Source organism: Streptomyces sp. NBC_00670 (assembly GCF_036226765.1).
Lineage (GTDB): Bacteria > Actinomycetota > Actinomycetes > Streptomycetales > Streptomycetaceae > Streptomyces.
On record NZ_CP109017.1, the window covers coordinates 6,312,353 to 6,331,807 of the forward strand.

The 19,455-nt window shown below is 71.8% G+C and carries 17 protein-coding genes; 8 read left to right on the forward strand and 9 right to left on the reverse strand.

Annotated elements, in window-relative coordinates:
• Window positions 1–161: 161 nt before the first annotated feature.
• Entirely contained in the window at window positions 162–1,274 is a 1,113-nt protein-coding gene (locus OIE12_RS27820; protein WP_329139936.1) for an ATP-grasp domain-containing protein, read from the reverse strand.
• Window positions 1,275–1,473: 199 nt separating this feature from the next.
• Between OIE12_RS27820 and OIE12_RS27825 the strand changes: the two genes are divergently transcribed.
• Window positions 1,474–2,154 carry a 4'-phosphopantetheinyl transferase family protein gene (locus tag OIE12_RS27825; protein ID WP_329139939.1) on the forward strand — a complete coding sequence of 227 codons (681 nt, stop codon included), beginning with the start codon at window positions 1,474–1,476 and terminating at the stop codon, window positions 2,152–2,154.
• 145 nt (window positions 2,155–2,299) lie between these two features.
• Here the strand turns inward: OIE12_RS27825 and OIE12_RS27830 are convergent, their stop codons facing one another.
• From OIE12_RS27830 to OIE12_RS27845, 4 genes are read right to left on the reverse strand one after another with little or no spacing between them, the layout of a single operon-like run.
• The gene (locus OIE12_RS27830; protein ID WP_329139941.1) at window positions 2,300–3,712 is read right to left on the reverse strand and encodes an NAD(P)/FAD-dependent oxidoreductase; all 1,413 of its coding nucleotides are present in this window, start codon (window positions 3,710–3,712) and stop codon (window positions 2,300–2,302) included.
• Window positions 3,705–4,940 (reverse strand): MAB_1171c family putative transporter, encoded by a 1,236-nt coding sequence (locus tag OIE12_RS27835; RefSeq protein WP_329139942.1) that lies wholly within the window; start codon window positions 4,938–4,940, stop codon window positions 3,705–3,707. The genes OIE12_RS27830 and OIE12_RS27835 overlap by 8 nt, the downstream gene beginning before the upstream one ends.
• Before the next feature lie 22 nt (window positions 4,941–4,962).
• Window positions 4,963–5,511, reverse strand: a complete 549-nt coding sequence (locus tag OIE12_RS27840) for a toxin-antitoxin system, toxin component (protein ID WP_329139944.1) — start codon at window positions 5,509–5,511, stop codon at window positions 4,963–4,965.
• A gap of 22 nt (window positions 5,512–5,533) precedes the next feature.
• Window positions 5,534–6,274 carry a helix-turn-helix domain-containing protein gene (locus tag OIE12_RS27845; protein ID WP_329139946.1) on the reverse strand — a complete coding sequence of 247 codons (741 nt, stop codon included), beginning with the start codon at window positions 6,272–6,274 and terminating at the stop codon, window positions 5,534–5,536.
• A 295-nt stretch (window positions 6,275–6,569) separates the two neighbouring features.
• On the opposite strand from OIE12_RS27845, the gene OIE12_RS27850 reads away from it, so the two are divergent.
• From OIE12_RS27850 to OIE12_RS27880, 7 genes are all read left to right on the forward strand, one after another.
• Window positions 6,570–7,199: an MmyB family transcriptional regulator gene (locus OIE12_RS27850; RefSeq protein WP_329139948.1), complete on the forward strand. Its 630-nt coding sequence runs from the start codon at window positions 6,570–6,572 to the stop codon at window positions 7,197–7,199.
• A gap of 474 nt (window positions 7,200–7,673) precedes the next feature.
• Entirely contained in the window at window positions 7,674–8,675 is a 1,002-nt protein-coding gene (locus OIE12_RS27855) for a LacI family DNA-binding transcriptional regulator (protein WP_329139950.1), read from the forward strand.
• A 216-nt stretch (window positions 8,676–8,891) separates the two neighbouring features.
• A complete protein-coding gene (locus OIE12_RS27860; protein ID WP_329139952.1) occupies window positions 8,892–10,244 on the forward strand; it encodes an ABC transporter substrate-binding protein in 1,353 nt (450 codons plus the stop codon).
• A gap of 6 nt (window positions 10,245–10,250) precedes the next feature.
• On the forward strand, window positions 10,251–11,216 hold the full coding sequence (locus OIE12_RS27865) for a carbohydrate ABC transporter permease (RefSeq protein ID WP_329139954.1): 966 nt from the start codon (window positions 10,251–10,253) through the stop codon (window positions 11,214–11,216).
• Window positions 11,213–12,094, forward strand: a complete 882-nt coding sequence (locus OIE12_RS27870; RefSeq protein ID WP_329139955.1) for a carbohydrate ABC transporter permease — start codon at window positions 11,213–11,215, stop codon at window positions 12,092–12,094. Before OIE12_RS27865 ends, OIE12_RS27870 begins: the two co-directional genes overlap by 4 nt.
• 60 nt (window positions 12,095–12,154) lie before the next feature.
• The gene (locus OIE12_RS27875; protein WP_329139957.1) at window positions 12,155–13,744 is read left to right on the forward strand and encodes a glycoside hydrolase family 13 protein; all 1,590 of its coding nucleotides are present in this window, start codon (window positions 12,155–12,157) and stop codon (window positions 13,742–13,744) included.
• Between the two features lie 56 nt (window positions 13,745–13,800).
• Window positions 13,801–15,996: a discoidin domain-containing protein gene (locus OIE12_RS27880; RefSeq protein WP_329139959.1), complete on the forward strand. Its 2,196-nt coding sequence runs from the start codon at window positions 13,801–13,803 to the stop codon at window positions 15,994–15,996.
• Here the strand turns inward: OIE12_RS27880 and OIE12_RS27885 are convergent.
• The 4 genes from OIE12_RS27885 to OIE12_RS27900 are packed head-to-tail and all read right to left on the reverse strand — an operon-like array spanning window position 15,968 to window position 19,449.
• A complete protein-coding gene (locus tag OIE12_RS27885; RefSeq protein ID WP_329139961.1) occupies window positions 15,968–16,879 on the reverse strand; it encodes an ABC transporter ATP-binding protein in 912 nt (303 codons plus the stop codon). The genes OIE12_RS27880 and OIE12_RS27885 overlap by 29 nt on opposite strands.
• Before the next feature lie 28 nt (window positions 16,880–16,907).
• Complete coding sequence (locus OIE12_RS27890) at window positions 16,908–17,687, reverse strand: ABC transporter permease (protein ID WP_329139962.1); 780 nt, start codon at window positions 17,685–17,687, stop codon at window positions 16,908–16,910.
• Window positions 17,684–18,484: an ABC transporter permease gene (locus OIE12_RS27895; protein WP_443053937.1), complete on the reverse strand. Its 801-nt coding sequence runs from the start codon at window positions 18,482–18,484 to the stop codon at window positions 17,684–17,686. Before OIE12_RS27895 ends, OIE12_RS27890 begins: the two co-directional genes overlap by 4 nt.
• Window positions 18,481–19,449 (reverse strand): ABC transporter substrate-binding protein, encoded by a 969-nt coding sequence (locus OIE12_RS27900; RefSeq protein WP_329139964.1) that lies wholly within the window; start codon window positions 19,447–19,449, stop codon window positions 18,481–18,483. The genes OIE12_RS27895 and OIE12_RS27900 overlap by 4 nt, the downstream gene beginning before the upstream one ends.
• Window positions 19,450–19,455: the final 6 nt, after the last annotated feature.

Consider the following 19,455-nt stretch of genomic DNA (forward strand, 5'->3'; position numbering starts at 1 on the left):
CGGGTGGTGCGGGACGCAGTGGTGCCGGACGCAGCGGGACGGTGCGAGCAAGGTGCTGCGGAAGGGTGCGCTCATCAATTTGGTATGGACCAATTGCGGCGTCAAGGGGGACGACGGCAATTGGTCCGGACCGGCTGGGAATGTGTGCGCGGGCGGGGCGGCTACAGAGGCAGGGGAGTGGCCGCGGCCCGCGCGGAACCCGCGGCCGCCTCCCGGGGCTTCGGCACCCCGACCGCCCGCACCGGGCGGGGCCCGGAGACCACCGCGTAGTCGTCCCCGACGCACGGCGGTACGACCCGGCCCGGATCGTCGCCGAGGGCGAGCCGGACGGCGGCCCAGGGCGCGTTCACGCCGCACAGCGACAGCTGGTGCAGCCCGCCCGCGGGGCGGGTGTTGACGTCGAGCAGGACGGGACGGACGCCCTCGGGGTGCCCGGGGTCCTCGAACATACGGAACTGGATGTTCGACAGATGGTGCAGCCCGAACGTCTCCGCGAGCCGCACCGCCGGGGTGATCCAGCGCTCGTGCAGCGTGAACCCGCGCCGGCGGCCGTTCTTCGTCCGGCCGATCGCCATGCGGACACGGTTGTCGGACCCGGTGAGACAGTCCACGGACACCTCCGGCTGCCCAAGGCGGGGCATGACCAGCCAGTTCACCGGCTCCCCGGCCTCCCGGACCGCCCGGACGACGAGGTCCAGCGGCACCTGCGGGCTCGGGAAACCGGCGAGCTGCGCCAGCGAGAACCGGTTCCGGGTGACCACCCGGAACCCGACACCGCCCGCGCCGTCCGCCGGCTTGAAGCACGCGGTGTGCCTGGCGGACTCCAACTCCTCCACGGCGTGCAGGAGTTCACCCTCGTCGCGCACCCGGAACCACGGCGGCACGGGCAGCCCCACCGAGCGCGCGGCCTCGTACGCCGTCACCTTGTCCCCGAACACCGCGACCGCCTCGGCGGACGGCGCCAGCAGCGCCGTACCGGCGGCCGTGAACTCCGCGCGGTGGGCGACGACCGCCTCCTGGTGCAGCCGGGGCACGAACACGTCGATGCCCCGACGGCGGCACTGGGCGAGCGCGTACTCGACGTACGCGGCCGGGGACAGACCCTCCGGTTCCAGCTCGGCCGTGTCGGCGGCGGCCAGCACGGGGGAGTCGGCGTCGCCGTGCGTGGCATGGACCTCGACGGCACGGCCGTCGGGATTTCGTCGGAGCTGATCGATGAAGAACACGTTCTCCGCGTACGTGCGGTTGAGCCAGACGCGTACGGGAGAAACCATGCAGGCCGCCTTTCGGGGTCGCGCGGGCACGGCACAGCAGGCCGAGCCCGGCCGGAGGGAGTAGGAGGCACACCGCGGCGACGTACGTTTTCGACGCGTCCGTGGGAGGTGTTGGGGCGATCATAGGGCCTCCGGAGCAGTGCCACGCATGGGCTACCGTCGTTGCCGTCGGCCGTGCCGCGTGCGGAGGGGAGAACCGGTGATCGAGGAGCTGCTTCCGGGGTCCGTCGTCGCCGTGGAGGCCTACGGCGCCGAGGCGGCCGTCGACGACGCGCCGCTGTATCCCGAGGAGCGGGCCGTCGTCGCCCGCGCGGTCGCCAAGCGGCGGCGCGAGTTCACGGCGGTACGGGTCTGTGCGCGGCGCGCGATGGAGAAGCTCGGCGTGGCGCCGGCGCCGGTGCTGCCCGGTACGCGCGGGGCGCCGGGCTGGCCCGAGGGGCTGCTCGGCAGCATGACCCACTGCACGGGCTACTGCGCGGCGGCCCTCGTCCGCGCCGGCGACCTGGCCTCGCTCGGCATCGACGCCGAGCCGCACGAGGCGCTGCCCGAGGGCGTGCTCGACGCGGTGGCCGCGCCCGGCGAGCGGGAGCGGGTGCGCGCGCTGTCGGCGGCACACCCGGCGGTCCACTGGGACCGGCTGCTGTTCAGCGCGAAGGAATCGGTCTACAAGGCGTGGTTCCCGCTGACCGGGCGATGGCTGGACTTCCTCGAGGCGGACGTGGAGATCCGCCCCGCCGCCGGTTCCGCGACGTCCGGCGGCTTCCGGGCGTCGCTGCTGGTCGACGGGCCGCTCGTCGACGGCCGCGTCGTGCGGGCGTTCGACGGCCGGTGGACCGTGGGACGGGGCCTGCTGGCGACGGCGGTGACGGTGGGCGCCTGACGGCTCGGGGGCGCATGTCCGTCGACAGGGGCGCGGGGAACTGCGCATCTTCTGGGGGTCCGGGGGCTTGCCCCCCCCGGGGTGGGACGGGAAGGGGCGGCGGGGGCGGGAAAACCGGCCGCACCGCCACCCATCCCCCAGCCGGTCACCCGCCCCGCACCGCCCCCCACTCCGCCTCAGTCAACGGCGGCTCCGCGAGGCGCTCGCGGCGCGGGCCGCGCAGGACCGCGATGAGGACCGCCGGGCGCACCAGCTCGGTCACCGGCTTCGAGAGCGTCACCACGTCGAAGAACGCCCGCGCCACCAACGGCCGCCCCGTCGCCGTCAGCATCAACCGGTTGACGTACGCCCCCAGCACCCGGTTGCCCAACCCCGGCGCCTTGCCTATCGCCCCCGGATAGTGGATGTCCGTGCTCGTCGCCAGCGACCACGCCGTCGCCACCGGCCGCGCCACCGCCCGCTGCACCCGCCGTGAAAGGCCCGCCGCGGAAAGTCCCGCGCGGGCCACCTCGTCGCGCAGCGCGAGCACGCCCTGCGCCGCGACCGACAGCCCGTGCCCGTACACGGGGTTGTACGTGGCGACACAGTCGCCGATCGCGACGAACCCCTCCGGCCAGCCCTTCACCTTCTCGTAGTAGCGCCGCCGGTTGACCGTGCTGCGCGTCAGCACCGGCTCCGACAGCGGCTCCGCGTGCGCGATCAGCTCGCCCACCACCGGATGCCGCACGCTCTCCCGCGCGAACGTCTCGAACTCCTCGGCGGAGGCGGGCGGTTCGCCGCCCCGCGTGCCCGACAGCGTCACCAGCCAGCGCCCGCCCTCCACGGGCTCGATGGTCGTGGTCCGCCCCGGCACCGGCACCGTCGCGTCCGACTGCACATTGACCAGCGGGAACTCCTCCGTGCCCGCGGGCGCCCGGTAGAGCCGGCTGGAGTAGGCGAGCCCGGAGTCGACCTCCTCCATCGGCGCGTCCGCCACGCCCAGTTCGCCCAGCCACCGCTGCGCCCGGGAGCCGCGCCCGGCCGCGTCGACGACGAGGTCGGCGGAGAGCACCCGCTCCTCGCCGTCGGTCGCCCGTACCCGTACGCCCGTCACCCGCCCGGCGTCACCCTCCAGGGACAGCAGTTCGGCCCGCTGCACCACGGTGACCCGCGGGTCCTTGACCACCCGTTCGCGCACCACCCAGTCCAGCAGGTCCCGGCTGCACGCGATCATGAACTGCATCTCCGGCCACCGCCGGAACCAGCCGCGCGGCTGCATCGACACCAGCCCCGTCGGCAGCGGGATCCGCCGTGCCCCGCCGGCCAGCCACGCGTCGGTCACCCCCGGCAGCAGCTCCTCCATCGCCCGGGCGCCCCCGGACCAGATCACGTGCACGTGCCGGGCCTGCGGCAGCCCCTTGCGCGGCTCGGGGCCCTCGGGCAGCGCGTCGCGCTCGACGACGGTGACCTCGGCGTACGCGCTCAGCGCGGCGGCGGCGAGCATGCCGGCCATGCCCCCGCCGATCACGACGGCACGACGGGGTGCGGCACCGCTGGCGGTGCCGACGGGTTCACTCATGGAGATCGCTTCCTGACCTGGTGGCGGTCCGTCCCCGGACGGCCGCGACGACGGGTGACTGACGCAGGGCGAGGGACATCCGCACGAGGTCCCGGGGACCGTCGTCGGAGGCGGAGGGGGCGGACGGGGCCGCTTCGGCGGTGGCGCGGCGGGCGTCGTCGTGGGCGCCGGCCGCGTCGATCAGCCTGCCCTCCGGGTCGGCGGCCCGGGCCCGTACGGCCGCCGCCACCATCGCCGCGTCGGCCTCGGCCCGCGCCTGCTCGGGGTCGGACCCCGCGGCCAGCGCCGCGTCCCGGGCGCGCCGGCGCAGTCCGGCGTCGAAGTACGGGTACAGGCCGAGCATGCCGTCGTGGATGTCGGACTCCCGCTGGGTCACCCGCAGTTCGGCCGGTGACCACCAGGCGATCCGCACGCCCCGGTGCGACTGCGCGGCCACCGGCCGCAGTTCGCGCCAGAGCGGGCCGAGCCGACGGTAGGTGGCCCAGGTCTGCCAGCTGTCCCCGGCCCGCCGGCAGGCCAGCGGGATGCAGAACCCGACCGCGCTGATCTGCGCCCCCGCGGAGGCCAGCACCGGCGCCCAGTCACTGCTCAGATAGTCCAGGTCGGCCCCGCGCCAGCGGGCGATCACCGCCGTGAACTTGGTGGCCAGGTAGGCCAGGTTGAACAGATAGCCGACGACGATGATCAGCAGCCCGGCCCGCAGCCAGCCCCGCACCTGCAGCGCCCAGCGCCCGCACATGACGTTCATCGCGACGCCCGCCACCGTCAGCGCCACGAGGTAGAGCACGATCAGCTCGCGGAGGTACGGCGTGCGCGCGTAGTACGTGTCGAAGTCCCGCAGCCGCTCCACCGGCGCGCTGCCGAGCACGAACAGCACGACGAGGGCGACGATCACCACGCCGTACCCGGCGGTGATCCACCGGTTGATCAGACGGGTCCGGGCGGGCGGTCCGCCGCGCCAGTTGACCACCAGCACGAGACAGGACGCGCTGAAGGCGCTCAGCAGGCAGTACACCAGCGGCGCCGAGAAGTTGACGATGCCGGTCCACTCGTTGACCTGCGCGATCGTCGGCGGCGCGGCGAAGCAGAAGACCAGGCCCGCCAGCGCGAGCAGTACGCACACCGAGCGCAGCAGCGGATCGCGCCACGCGCGCCGCAACGCGGGCGCCTTGACGGTGAGCGCCACCGCCATCGCGGCGGAGGGGAGGTAGTAGCCGGAGCCGTCCATCGTGTCGGTGCGCCAGTCCCCTCTAGCCCTGCGGTCCGCGGTAGCCGAGCGACGCCTCGATGCGCCCGGCCAGGTCGTCGCGGCGCACGGGACCGCGCATCGAGGAACCCGCCAGCCAGGTACGGCACTTGCTGGCGAGGAGCAGGCCGAAGCTCTCGGCGTCCTTCTCGTGCGCGAGGTCGAACCGGGTGCGGGCGGCCACCGAGTGGACGGTGGCCTGGAGATCGGCGGTGTCGCTCAGTAAGCGCGCGGCGACGGCGGCGCCCTCCACGTGGTGGCCGTGGTGCCCGGCGCTCATGTGCCACAGTTCGTGGCCCAGGATCACCAACTGGTGGTCGGGGGCGGTGCGTTCCTCGACGACGACGAGGTCCTGCTCGGCCATGTCCAGCCAGAGCCCGCTGGCCGTCCCGGGCGGGAAGACGGCGGTACGGAACTGGACGGGCCGGCCGCGCCGCCGGCTCATGCCGGAGCACAGCGCCGCGTACAGGGCGGACGGGTCCGCCGGTGCCGGGAGCGTGAGTTCCGCGACGAGTGCGCCGCACAGACGGCGCATGTCCCTGCCAATGCCCATGGTCGGTCTTCCCCCTCCCGGCTCAGGACTCGGGCCGTTTGACGCTCTCCAGGAGCATGTCCAGCCACTCCGCGACCTTGTCGCGGTGCTGGTCGGTGGGCAACTGCGCGGCCCGCCAGGCGATGCCGCGCACGCCGTGGTCCTGCAGCAGCCGTTCCAGTGGATCGTCGGGGGCGGGTGGCGCGTCCGCGTGCGCGGCGGTCCCGTCCTCGCGCACGGCGCGTTCCTGGCCCGTACGCTCGCGGTCCGGCCCCTCCGGGCGGCCCGCCGTGCCCCCGCGGTCCGCGAGTTGCTGGAGCAGGTCCTGTTCGATGTGCTGGAGTGCGGTGGCGAGCGCGTCCGGGTCGTCGGCGGTCAGGAAGCCGGCGTGCACGCGGAAGAAGCGCTGGATGGCGTCGCAGTGCTCCATCGTGGGGCGGCGGTCGCCGTTGATGAGCGCGCCGGCCTGCTGGCGCGACATGCCCGCGCCGTCGGCGATCTCCTGCTGGGTGTACTTGCGGCCGTTCGGTTTCAGCCGGGTCCGGCGCAACAGTCCGAGCCGTTGCAGGAAGCGGGCCTGGAGGTCCGGTTCGCCCGCCGGACGCCCGGCGAGCAGCGCCTTCACCACGGGATCCGGTACGCCCGACGCCGCTGAAAGGCGGCCGGTGTCGAACACCTCGGCGTGCGGTACGCCGAGCCGGTCGGCGAGGGCGGTGACCCGGGAGACGACGGCCGTCAGCAGCCCCGTCGCCGCGGCGTCCGGAACCTCGTAGCCATCCGTCACCGACCCAACTCCCATGTCTCTCAGGCCGTTTCCTCAGCGCGCTCTCAGGAAGGGCGGGTATGAACAGGGACGACCCGTGTCGTGTGTCCCGAACCACCCGGAGAGTAACGGCTCCTTCGAACTCGCATCCAGGTCTCGCCACAACTGTGGCGAGATTCAGCCGTCCCCGGCGCGGGAATGCCACGATAGTTGACACGCGTCGGCGGTGGCCCCGAGTATCGGGGCTCCGCGTGACGGCGGGTGAGCGGGACCGGCCGGAGAGTGCGGGACCCAGGGCAAGAGGGGTGACCACCCGATGGTGCAGCAGGCAGGGGGACAGCGGTCGGTACCGCGGTCCGTGCCCGGACGTCCCGAGGTGCGCGCGTATCTGCGGGACTACGCGGCGCTGCTCGAGTCCACGCCCTTCCCGTCGGTCGTCCACGACCACCGGTGGGACGTCGTGCTCGCCAACTCCGCGTACGAGGAGCTGTTCGCGGGGGTCGGGCCGCATCCCACGGCCATGCCGGGCGACAACCTGCTGCGGTTCGTGCTGTTCCATCCGGACGCGGCGCGGGTGCTCGGGGAGCACGAGTCGAGCTGGGCGCTGCCGATGCTCGCCGACTTCGCGTCGGCGGTGGAGCGGCACGGGCACGACCGGGGGTTGCAGGCGATCCGGCGCGAGATCGCGCAGGACCCGATCATGGACGTCGCCTATCGGCACGGGGTGCCGCACTGGCTGCGGGCGGTGGGGGCGGATGCGGGGGAGCCGGACGGGGCGGTGCGGCCGTTGCACCACCCCGACCCCCGGTGGGGCGGGGTGTGCCGGGTGGTGGGGGAGACGCCTCGGACTCTGCGTGAGGTGGGGTATGTGCGGTTGACGTTGGTGTTGCGGGAGGCGGCGAGGGCGGGGGCGCGCCTGCGGGTGGTGCCGGCCGTGGAGGGCTGACGCCCTCCGGCTCCCTTCCCGCCAAGAGCTGGACCCCGGCTCCGTCGACGTTCAGGTCGCCGACGGCGCCGGGGTCCCGGGGTCGGGCCCCGGGCGCCTTATGGACTGGGGGTGCCTGTACGTGGTCGGGTGCAGATGCGATGTGGTCGCTCGCGCAGTTCCCCGCGCCCCTGAGTTGGCCGGGGTTGGTCGGGAGTGCACTGGCGAGGTCCCTCCTGTGCCCCAGGCCCCAGGGGCCCCAGGGGCGCGGGACCGTACCGATGTGCGGCTCCGCCGCGTGGACGCGACCAGCCACGAGCCACTCGCACCCGACGACGCAAGCTCACCACCCCACCCCCAGGGGCGCGGGGAACTGCGCGACACAAGCCACTCACCCACCCGCACTCGCCCGCCCACACGAACCCCCACCCCCCCCACGCACCGCAACGCAACAACAACGCAAGCCGTTTGCGCGGCTTGCGTTATCCTTGCGGCATGACACGTCGTCTCGCCGAGGTCGCGAAAAAGGTCGGGGTCAGCGAAGCCACCGTCAGTCGCGTGTTGAACGGGAAGCCGGGGGTCTCCGAGGCCACCCGGCAGTCCGTTCTGTCCGCGCTCGACGTCCTCGGGTACGAGCGCCCGACCCAGCTCAGGGGCGAACGCGCCCGCCTCGTCGGCCTCGTCCTGCCCGAGCTGCAGAACCCGATCTTCCCGGCCTTCGCCGAGGTGATCGGCGGCGCGCTCGCACAGCACGGGCTCACCCCCGTGCTGTGCACGCAGACCAAGGGCGGCGTCTCCGAGGCCGACTACGTCACCCTCCTCCTGCAACAGCAAGTGTCCGGCGTCGTGTTCGCCGGCGGCCTGTACGCCCAGGCCGACGCCCCGCACGACCACTACCGCCAGCTCGCCGAGCGCAACATCCCCGTCGTCCTGGTGAACGCCGCCATCGCCCGCCTCGGCTTCCCCGCCGTCTCCTGCGACGACGCCGTTGCCGTCGAGCAGGCCTGGCGCCACCTGGCCTCCCTCGGGCACGAGCGGATCGGCCTGGTGCTCGGCCCCGCCGACCACATGCCCTCCGCGCGCAAGCTCGCCGCCGCCCGCGCGGTGGCGGGCGACGCGCTGCCCGACGACGCCGTCGGCCGCGCCATCTTCTCCATCGAGGGCGGCCACGCGGCCGCGGCCAAGCTCATCGACCGCGGCGTCACCGGGTTCATCTGCGCCTCCGACCCGCTCGCCCTCGGCGTCATCCGCGCCGCCCGCCGCCGCGGGCTCGACGTCCCCGGCGAGATCTCCGTCGTCGGCTACGACGACTCCGCGCTGATGAACTGCACCGAGCCCCCGCTGACCACCGTCCGCCAGCCCATCGACGCCATGGGCAAGGCCGCCGTCGAACTGCTCAACGCGCAGATCGCCGGCAGCTCCGTACCCGCCGACGAGCTGCTGTTCGAGCCGGAGCTGGTGGTCCGGGGCTCGACCGCGCAGGCACCCCGCGCCTGACTCACGTCGAAACGATTCACTCGGCAGCCGACAAGATCCGCTCTGCTGTCGAATAATTGCAAAGTTCGCGCGATCTATTGCGCAACCTCCCTCCCGGTGCTTGAGTGTGCGTCGCCAGTCACGGGTGGTACGGACCATGCGCGGTCACGCATCGGCCAAGCGCGGTCGCCGTACCCCCGTGGGCCTTTCCACGCTCCTGCCCAAAGGGGTCCACCGATGACACGCACCGGGTTCCGCCGTACCTTCGTCGCGATCGGCGTCTGTTCCCTCGCCTCCCTCGCCGTCACCGCCTGCGGCGGCAGCGACGACGACGCGGCGGGCGGCAAGACCCGCATCACCGTCAACTGCATGCCGCCCAAGAGCGCCAAGGTCGACCGGAAGTTCTTCGAGGAGGACATCGCGTCCTTCGAGAAGCAGAACCCGGACATCGACGTCGTCGCCCACGACGCCTTCCCCTGCCAGGACCCCAAGACCTTCGACGCCAAGCTCGCCGGCGGCCAGATGGAGGACGTGTTCTACACGTACTTCACCGACGCGCGGCACGTCGTCGACATCAACCAGGCCGCCGATCTCACCCCGTACGTCAAGGAGTTGAAGAGCTACTCCACGCTGCAGAAGCAGCTCAAGGACATCTACACCGTCGACGGCAAGGTCTACGGCATCCCGCGCACCGGCTACTCGATGGGCCTCATCTACAACCGGAAGCTGTTCGAGAAGGCCGGACTCGCCCCCGACAAGCCCCCGGCCACCTGGGAAGAGGTGCGCGCCGACGCCAAGAAGATCGCCGCCCTCGGCAACGGCACCGTCGGCTACGCCGACTACAGCGCCCAGAACCAGGGCGGCTGGCACTTCACCGCCGAGCTGTACTCCCAGGGCGGCAACGTCGTCAGCGCCGACGGCAAGAAGGCCACCGTCGACACCCCCGAGGGCCACGCCGTCCTGCAGAACCTGCACGACATGCGGTGGAACGACGACTCCATGGGCAGCAAGCAGCTCCTCGTCATCAACGACGCCCAGCAGATGATGGGTTCCGGCAAGCTCGGCATGTACCTCGCCGCCCCCGACAACATCCCGATCCTGGTCAAGGAGAAGGGCGGCAACTACAAGGACCTCGCGCTCGCCCCCATGCCCGGCGGCAAGGGCACCCTCATCGGCGGCGACGGCTACATGTTCAACAAGAAGGACAGCCCCGCCCAGATCCGCGCCGGCCTCAAGTGGCTCGACCACATGTTCCTCACCCCCGGCAAGGGCTTCCTCGGCGACTACGCCCGCGCCAAGAAGAACGGCGGCCCCGTCGGACTGCCCGAGCCGCGCCTGTTCACCGGCGCCGCCGACGCCAAGGACCAGCAGGTCAAGAAGGCCAACGCCAACGTGCCCGTGGAGAACTACCAGAGCTTCCTGGACGGCAACCAGAGCCTTCAGATGAAGATCGAGCCGCCGCACGCCCAGCAGCTCTACTCCGTCCTCGACGGCGTCGTCTCCGCCGTCCTCACCAAGAAGGACGCCGACATCGACTCACTCCTCAAGGAGGCCTCCGGGAAGATCGACAGCATCCTCGCCCGGAGCTGAGCACCGATGACCAAGACGGCCTCCCGCCCTCCCGTCGAGGCACCCGCCGCCCGCCCGGCCCCCGCGAGGACGCCCTCCCCGGCGTCGGGGGCCGGCCGGCGGCGCCGCCTCGGCGACCAGGCCCGCGCCTACGCCTTCCTCCTCGGCGGACTGCTCTGCTTCGCCCTGTTCTCCTGGTACCCGGCGATCCGCGCGGTCGTGATCGCCTTCCAGAAGTACACCCCCGGCTCCGCCCCGGAGTGGGTCGGCACCGACAACTTCACCCGCGTCCTGCACGACCCCGAGTTCGGCGACGCCTGGCGCAACACGCTCACCTTCACCGGGCTCGCCCTGCTCATCGGCTTCGCCGTCCCGTTCGTCCTCGCCCTGGTCCTCAACGAACTCCGGCACGCCAAGGCGTTCTTCCGGGTCGCCGTCTACCTGCCGGTGATGATCCCGCCGGTGGTCAGCGCCCTGCTGTGGAAGTGGTTCTACGACCCCGGTTCCGGCCTCGCCAACGAGGCGCTGCGGTTCCTGCACCTGCCCACGTCCAACTGGTCCAACGGTGCCGACACCGCACTCGTCTCCCTCGTCCTCGTCGCCACCTGGGCCAACATGGGCGGCACCGTCCTCATCTACCTGGCGGCCCTGCAGTCCATCCCCGGCGAGCTCTACGAGGCCGCCGAACTGGACGGCGCCAGTCTGCTCCAGCGGATACGGCACGTCACGATCCCGCAGACCCGGTTCGTGATCCTCATGCTGATGCTGCTGCAGATCATCGCCACCATGCAGGTCTTCACCGAACCGTTCGTCATCACCGGCGGCGGCCCGGAGAACTCCACCGTCACCGTGCTCTACCTCATCTACAAGTACGCCTTCCTCTACAACGACTTCGGCGGCGCCTGCGCGCTCAGCGTCATGCTGCTCGTGCTCCTCGGCCTCTTCTCCGCCCTCTACCTCCGGCTCACCCGCACCGACGGGGAGGACGCATGAGCAACGGCACCCGTACCCTCGTCTCCCCGGCCGCGCTGGCCCGCCCGCGCGGCAAGGCGATCTACTGGGGCGTCTTCACCGCCGTCGTCCTGCTGTTCGCGCTCGCCTTCCTCTTCCCCGTGTACTGGATGGTCACCGGCGCGATGAAGTCCCCGGACGAGGTCGCCCGCACCCCGCCCACCCTGGTCCCCGAGCACTGGCACCTCAGCGGCTACACCGACGCCTGGGACCTGATGCAGCTCCCGCAGCACCTGTGGAACACCGTTGTCCAGGCCGCCGGCGCCTGGGCCTTCCAGCTGGTGTTCTGCACCGCCGCCGCCTACGCCCTGTCCCGGCTGAGGCCCGTCTTCGGCAAGGTGATCCTCGGCGGCATCCTCGCCACCCTGATGGTGCCGACGCAGGCACTCGTCGTGCCGAAGTACCTCACCGTCGCCGACCTGCCGTTCCTGCACACCAGTCTGCTCAACGACCCGCTCGGCATCTGGCTGCCCGCCGTCGCCAACGCCTTCAACCTCTACCTGCTCAAGCGGTTCTTCGACCAGCTCCCCAAGGACGTGCTGGAGGCCGCCGAGATCGACGGCGCCGGCAAGCTGCGCACCCTGTGGTCCGTCGTGCTGCCCATGTCACGGCCCGTGCTCGGCGTGGTGTCGATCTTCGCCCTGGTCGCCGTCTGGCAGGACTTCCTGTGGCCGCTGATGGTGTTCTCCGACACCGACAAACAGCCCATCAGCGTCGCCCTGGTGCAGCTGTCGCAGAACATCCAGCTCACCGTGCTCATCGCCGCCATGGTGATCGCCAGCATCCCGATGGTCGCCCTGTTCCTCGTCTTCCAGCGGCACATCATCGCCGGCATCAGCGCGGGCAGCACCAAGGGCTGACGGCCGTCTCCGCGGCGACGGCCCCGCCCGCCACCCCCACCGAACAGAAAGGCACGCACCGTGGGACAGCCCACCCCTGCCCGAAAAGGGACCGACTGGTGGCGCTCCGCCGTCATCTACCAGGTGTACGTCCGCAGCTTCGCCGACGGCGACGGGGACGGCACCGGCGACCTCGCGGGCGTCCGCGCCCGGCTCTCCCACCTCGCCGAACTCGGCGTCGACGCCCTGTGGTTCAGCCCCTGGTACCTCTCCCCGATGAAGGACGGCGGCTACGACGTCGCCGACTACCGCACCATCGACCCCGCCTTCGGCACCCTCGCCGAGGCCGAGAAACTGATCGCCGAGGCCCGCGAACTGGGCATCCGCACGATCGTCGACATCGTCCCCAACCATGTCTCCGACCAGCACCCCTGGTTCCGCAAGGCCCTGGAGGGCGGCCCCGAGCGCGAGCTGTTCCACTTCCGCACCGGCCGCGGCGACCACGGCGAACTCCCGCCCAACGACTGGCAGTCGGAGTTCGGCGGCCCCGCCTGGAGCCGGCTCGACGACGGCGACTGGTACCTGCACCTGTTCGCCCCCGAGCAGCCCGACCTCAACTGGGCCCACCCGGCCGTCCGCCAGGAGCACGAGGACGTGCTGCGGTTCTGGTTCGAGCGAGGCGTCGCCGGGGTGCGGATCGACTCCGCCGCCCTCCTGGTCAAGGACCCCGCGCTGCCCGACTTCACCGCCGGGCGCGACCCGCACCCGTACGTCGACCGCGACGAGCTCCACGACGTCTACCGCTCCTGGCGCCGCGTCGCCGACGAGTACGACGGCGTCTTCGTCGGCGAGGTCTGGCTCCCCGACGCCGAGCGCTTCGCCCGCTATCTGCGCCCCGACGAACTGCACACCGCCTTCAACTTCTCCTTCCTCTCCTGCCCCTGGGACCCCGCCCGGCTGCGCGCCTCCATCGACGACACCCTCGCCGAGCACGCCCCCGTCGGCGCCCCCGCCACCTGGGTGCTCTGCAACCACGACGTGACCCGTACGGTCACCCGCTACGGCCGCGCCGACACCGGCTTCGAGTTCGCCACCAAGGCCTTCGGCACCCCCACCGACCTCGCGCTGGGCACCCGCCGCGCCCGCGCCGCCGCCCTGCTGACCCTCGCCCTGCCCGGCTCGGTCTACGTCTACCAGGGCGAGGAACTGGGCCTGCCCGAGGCCGACATCCCCCGCGAGCGCATCCAGGACCCGATGCACGCCCGCTCCGGCGGCACCGACCCCGGCCGCGACGGCTGCCGGGTCCCGCTGCCCTGGACGGCCGGCGCGCCGTACGCCGGTTTCGGCTCCCGCGAGGAGCCGTGGCTGCCGCAGCCCGCCGACTGGGCCGCGTACGCCGCCGACCGGCAGGCCGCCGACCCGCACTCGATGCTCACCCTCTACCGCGAGGCGATCCGCCTCCGCCCCGTCTTCGGCGACGGGCCGCTCACCTGGCTGCCCGCCCCGGAGGGAGTCCTCGCCTTCACCCGCGCCGACGGCGTCCGCTGCGTGGTGAACCTCGGCGAGGACCCCGTCGCACTCCCCACCCCCGCCCAACCCCTGCTCTCCAGCGGCCCGTTGACCGACGACGGGCGGCTGCCGCAGGACACCGCGGTCTGGCTCCGCGACTGACGGCCACGACCGCGCGACCCGCTATCCCCGCACCCCCACTCGAAGGGATCAGCACCATGTCACACGGCACCACGCACCACCGCACCACCGTGAGAGCCGCCGGCCGGCTCTCCGCCGTCGGCACCGCCGTGGCCCTCGCGGCCGGCATGCTCGTCACCCTCGGCGCACCCGCCGCCCACGCGGCCGCCGGGGCCACCCTGCCGTTCACCTCCGTCGAGGCCGAGTCGGCGAGCAGCACCGGTGCCAAGATCGGCCCCGACTACACCCAGGGCACGCTCGCCTCCGAGGCCTCCGGACGGCAGGCGGTACGCCTCAGCTCCGGCCAGCGCGTGGAGTTCACCGTGCCGCGCGCCGCCAACGCCGTGAACGTCTCCTACAACGTGCCCGACGGCCAGTCCGGCAGCCTCGACGTGTACGTCAACGGCACCAAGCTCGACAAGACGCTCCCCGTCACCTCGAAATACTCCTACGTCGACACGAGCTGGATCACCGGCTCCAAGACCCACCACTTCTTCGACAACGCCCGGATGCTGCTCGGCCGCGACGTCCAGACGGGCGACAAGATCGCCTTCCAGGCCACCAACGTGCAGGTCACCGTCGACGTCGCCGACTTCGAGCAGGTCGCCGACGCCGCCGGCAAGCCGTCCGGGGCGGTCTCCGTCACCGACAAGGGCGCCGACCCCAGCGGCCAGGGCGACTCCACCCAGGCCTTCCGCGACGCCATCTCCGCCGCCCAGGGCGGGGTGGTGTGGATACCGCCGGGCGACTACAAGGTGTCCTCCTCGCTCCAGAACGTGCAGAACGTCACCCTCCAGGGCGCCGGCAGCTGGCACTCCGTGGTGCACAGCTCCAGCTTCATCAACCAGCAGAGCAGCGCGGGCAACGTCCACCTCAAGGACTTCGCGGTGATCGGCGAGGTCACCGAGCGCAACGACGGCAGCCCGGACAACTTCGTCAACGGCTCCCTCGGCGCGAACTCCTCCGTCTCCGGGATGTGGCTCCAGCACCTCAAGTGCGGCTTCTGGCTCACCGGCACCAACGACAACCTCGTCGTCGAGAACAACCGCATCCTCGACACCACCGCCGACGGCCTCAACCTCAACGGCAGCGCCAAGAACGTCCACGTCCGCGACAACTTCCTGCGCAACCAGGGCGACGACTCGCTCGCCATGTGGTCGCTCTACTCACCGGACACGGGCAGCGCCTTCGAGAACAACACCATCTCGCAGCCCAACCTCGCCAACGGCATCGCCATCTACGGCGGCACCGACATCACGGTGAAGAACAACCTGATCTCCGACACCAACGCCCTCGGCAGCGGCATCGCCATCTCCAACCAGAAGTTCCTCGACCCGTTCAGCCCGCTCGCCGGAACGATCACGGTCGACGGCAACACGCTCGTCCGCGCCGGGGCGATGAACCCCAACTGGAAGCACCCGATGGGCGCGCTGCGCGTCGACTCCTACGACAGCCAGATCAACGCCACGGTCAACATCACCAACACCACGATCACCGACAGCCCGTACAGCGCCTTCGAATTCGTCTCCGGCGGTGGCACCGGCTACCCGGTCAAGAACGTCAACGTCTCCGGCGCCACGGTGAAGAACACCGGCACGGTCGTCGTCCAGGCGGAGGCGCAGGGCGCGGCCACCTTCAAGAACGTGACCGCCACCAGCGTGGGCGCGGCCGGCATCTACAACTGCCCCTACCCGGCCAACTCGGGCACGTTCACGCTCACCGACGGCGGCGGGAACTCCGGCTGGGACAGCACCTGGTCGGACTGCTCCACCTGGCCCCAGCCCGGCCAGGGCAACCCCGACCCCGACCCCGGCCGCAACCTCGCCAAGGGCCGCCCGGCCTCGGCCACCGGCTCCCAGGACGTCTACACCCCGGGCAAGGCGGTCGACGGCGACGCGAACAGCTACTGGGAGTCGACGAACAACGCCTTCCCGCAGGCGCTCACCGTCGACCTGGGGTCCGCGCAGGCCGTACGGCGGCTCGTGCTGAAGCTGCCGCCGTCCTCCGCGTGGGGCGCCCGCACCGAAACCCTGTCCGTGCTCGGCAGCACCGACGGCTCCGGGTACTCCACGGTCGTCGCGTCGAAGGACTACCGCTTCGACCCGGCCTCCGGCAACACGGCCACCGTCACCCTGCCGAGCAACGCCGACCTGCGCTATCTGAAGCTGAACGTGACCGCCAACACCGGCTGGCCGGCGGCCCAGTTCAGCGAGGTGGAGGCGTATCTGCAGTAGCCGCCGCGGGACCCGGGGGATCCGGGAGATCCTCCTTGACGAGGGCCGGTGCCCGGTCGCCCGGCGGTTCCTGACCCGCCGGGGACCCCACCGCCGGGCCCGGCCCCGGCACGGCCGTCCCGCGCTTCGCCGCCTGGATCTGCTCGTACACATGTGTACGCAGATCCGCGAAGCGCGGGGCGACCCGTGTGTGGACCTGGTCCCGCTCCTCGGGCAGGTCCACCCGCAGCTCCTCCCGCACGACGGTGGGGGAGGCGGACAGGACCACCACCCGCTCGCCGAGGTAGACCGCCTCGTCGATGTCGTGGGTGACGAACACGATGGTGATGCGCCGCTCCCGCCACAGCCCCCGGACCAGGTCCTCCAGATCGGCCCGGGTCTGCGCGTCCACCGCCGCGAACGGCTCGTCCATCAGCAGCACGTCCGGCTCGTACGCCAGCGCGCGGGCGATCGCCACCCGCTGCTGCATCCCGCCGGAGAGCTGCCAGGGGTAGGCGCCCGCCGCGTCCGCGAGCCCCACCGACGCCAGCGCGTCGGCCACCAGCTCCCGCCGCCGGGACTTCGCCAACCCCTTCTGCTTCAAGGGCAGTTCGACGTTCTCGCCGACCCGCATCCAGGGGAAGAGACTGCGCCCGTACTCCTGGAACACCACCGCCATGCCGGGCGGCGGACCGGTCACCCGGCGCCCGTCCAGGAGCACCTCGCCGCCGGTCGGGGTGAGCAGTCCGGCGACGCACTTCAGCAGTGTGGTCTTGCCGCAGCCCGACGGGCCCACCACGCAGACCAGTTCGCCCGCCGCGACCGTGAACGTGAGGTCCCGGACCGCCTCCACCCGGCGCCCGGAGCCCTCGTAGACCTTTCTCAATCCGCGTACGTCGAGCATGCACTGCCCTTTCGCATGACTGGAGGATTCACGAGGACCGCCGGCCGGCCGCGCGCAGCCCGTGGTACCAGCCGAGCACCCGCCGCTCGACCAGCTGGAACAGGACCGACAGCACGAACCCCAGCAGCCCGAGCAGCAGGATCCCGGTCCACATGCCGGGGATCGCGAACCCGCGCTGGAACTGCACGATGGTGAAGCCCAGTCCGCTGTCGGCCGCGAACATCTCGCTGATGACCATGAGGATGATGCCGATCGACAGCGCCTGCCGCAGCCCGGCGACGATCCCCGGGCTCGCCGCGCGCAGCACCACCGTGCGCAGCCGGGCGGTGCCGGTGATGCCGTAGCTGCGGGCCGTCTCCGCCATCACCGGGTCCACGGCGCGGACGCCCTCGACGGTGTTGAGCAGCACCGGCCAGACGCAGCCGCTCGCGATGACGGTGATCTTCATGCCGTCGCCGATGCCCGCGAACAGCATGATGACCGGTACCAGGACGGGCGGCGGCACCGCCCGCAGGAACTCCAGGACCGGCTCGCACACCGCGCGCACCCGCCGGTGGGAGCCGATCACCGTGCCGAGCGCCACACCCACGACGGCGGCGGCCGCGTACCCGGCGAGCAGCCGCCACACGCTGGGCAGCACGTCGGCGCGCAGCCGGTCGCCGGTCCACACGTCGGGGAACGCCTCGAGGATCGTGCGCAGCGGCGGCCAGTAGACGTTGGTGGAGCCGTCGGAGGCCAGCCACCAGCCGACGACCAGCAGGACGGGCAGCGCGCCCGCGTACACCACCCCGAGCAGGACCCGTTTCACACCGCCACCTCCCCGCGCACCGACTGGTGCCAGGCCAGCGCACGCCGCTCCACCGCGCGTGCGCCCACGTTGATCAGCAGTCCGAGCAGCCCGGTGACGACGACGAGCGCGTACATCTCGGGCACGGCCTGCGAGGTCTGCGCCACCGCGATGCGGGAGCCCAGCCCCGGTGCCCCGATGACGAGTTCGGCGGTGATGGCGAGGATCAGCGCGACCGCGGCGGCCAGCCGGACCCCGGTCATGACGTACGGCAGCGCGGTCGGCCACAGCACGTGGCGGATCCGGGCCCAGGTGCCGAGGTCGTAGGCGCGGGCGGTCTCCTCGGCCACCGGGTCGACGTCCTGGATGCCGTACAGCACCTGGATGAGCACCTGCCAGAAGGAGGCGTACACCACCAGCAGCAGGACCGAGCGCAGTTCGGTGCCGTAGAGGAGGACGGCGAGGGGGATCAGGGCGACGGAGGGGATGGGGCGCAGGAACTCGATCGTCGAGGCGGTGACCTCGCGCAGATACGGCACGACGGAGACGAGCACCCCGGCCGCGACGCCGGCGCCCACCGCGAGCGCCAGGCCGAGCGCCCAGCCGGTGAGGGTGTCGCCGAGGGCGGTCCAGAAGGCGCCGTCGGCGAGCTCGTGGCCGAGGGCGTCGGCGATACGGCTGGTGGGCGGGAAGTAGTCCTCCTTGACCAGGCCGAGCCGGGGCACCGCCTCGCCGAGGGCGAGGAAGGCGAGGAGGCCGGTGAGGCCGAGGAGGGTGTTCTCGGAGGTTCCGCGGTGTGCGCGGTTCCGGCCGCTCACGGCAGGAGCTTGTCCAGGTCGGGCTCGGACGCGTACAGACCGTCCTGCTGTCCGAGCTTCATGAGCTTCTCGATGGAGGCGCGGTTGGCCTGGGCGGGCCAGCTCGGCAGCGTCAGCTTCGACAGCAGGGTGGAGGGGATCTTGGTGTACGTGGTGAGCACCTTGCGGACCTCGTCCGGGTGTCCGTCGGCGTACTTGAGGGACTCCTCGGTCGCCTCCCGGAACTTCTTCACCGTCTCCGGGTTCTTCTGCTCGTAGCTCTGCGAGGTGAAGTACATCGCCACGGTGAGGTCCTTCGCCACGTCCACGTACGACGAGGCGATCTCGGTGCCGCCCTGCTCCTTGATGGTGGTGAGCGCGGGCTCCACCGCGAACGCGGCGTCGACCTGGCCCTTGTCGAGCGCGGCCGGCATCTGGTCGAAGGCCAGCTCCACGAGCTTCACCTTCGACGGGTCGCCGCCGGCCTCGCGCACCGACTCGCGCACGGTGGTGTCGTTGATGTTCTTCAGCGTGTTGACGGCGACCTTCTTGCCCTCCAGGTCCTTGGCGGACGAGAGGGGGCTGCCCTTCTTGACGACGGTCGCGCCGAAGTCCTTGCCGTCCACGCCGGTGGAGTTGACGCCCTCGACGACCGCCTTGACGGGCACGTTGTTGGTCTGGGCGAGCATCAGCGAGGCCATGTTGCTGAAGCCGAACTGGAGTTGGCCGCTGACCACGGCGGGCACGATGGCCGCGCCGCCCTGGGCGGGGGTCATCTCCAGCTTCAGGCCGTGCTTCTTGTAGATGCCCTGTTGCTGCCCCAGGTAGAGCGGGGCGACATCGAGGATGGGGATGATCCCGACCTTGACCGTGGTGGTGGTGCCGGAGGACGCGGACGACGTCCCCGAGGAACCGTCCGACGATCCGCAGGCCGACGTGGCGGCCACGAACGCTCCGACCGCGAGCGCGGCGAGCAGGCGACGCATGGGCTG

Coding starts and splice junctions, on each gene's coding strand:
- OIE12_RS27850 (WP_329139948.1), top strand. CDS start 6,570: ATGGTGCAGCAGGCAGGGGGACAGCGGTCGGTACCGCGGTCCGTGCCC.
- OIE12_RS27900 (WP_329139964.1), bottom strand. CDS start 19,449: ATGCGTCGCCTGCTCGCCGCGCTCGCGGTCGGAGCGTTCGTGGCCGCC.
- OIE12_RS27830 (WP_329139941.1), bottom strand. CDS start 3,712: ATGAGTGAACCCGTCGGCACCGCCAGCGGTGCCGCACCCCGTCGTGCC.
- OIE12_RS27835 (WP_329139942.1), bottom strand. CDS start 4,940: ATGGACGGCTCCGGCTACTACCTCCCCTCCGCCGCGATGGCGGTGGCG.
- OIE12_RS27865 (WP_329139954.1), top strand. CDS start 10,251: ATGACCAAGACGGCCTCCCGCCCTCCCGTCGAGGCACCCGCCGCCCGC.
- OIE12_RS27860 (WP_329139952.1), top strand. CDS start 8,892: ATGACACGCACCGGGTTCCGCCGTACCTTCGTCGCGATCGGCGTCTGT.
- OIE12_RS27820 (WP_329139936.1), bottom strand. CDS start 1,274: ATGGTTTCTCCCGTACGCGTCTGGCTCAACCGCACGTACGCGGAGAAC.
- OIE12_RS27885 (WP_329139961.1), bottom strand. CDS start 16,879: ATGCTCGACGTACGCGGATTGAGAAAGGTCTACGAGGGCTCCGGGCGC.
- OIE12_RS27855 (WP_329139950.1), top strand. CDS start 7,674: ATGACACGTCGTCTCGCCGAGGTCGCGAAAAAGGTCGGGGTCAGCGAA.
- OIE12_RS27870 (WP_329139955.1), top strand. CDS start 11,213: ATGAGCAACGGCACCCGTACCCTCGTCTCCCCGGCCGCGCTGGCCCGC.
- OIE12_RS27880 (WP_329139959.1), top strand. CDS start 13,801: ATGTCACACGGCACCACGCACCACCGCACCACCGTGAGAGCCGCCGGC.
- OIE12_RS27840 (WP_329139944.1), bottom strand. CDS start 5,511: ATGGGCATTGGCAGGGACATGCGCCGTCTGTGCGGCGCACTCGTCGCG.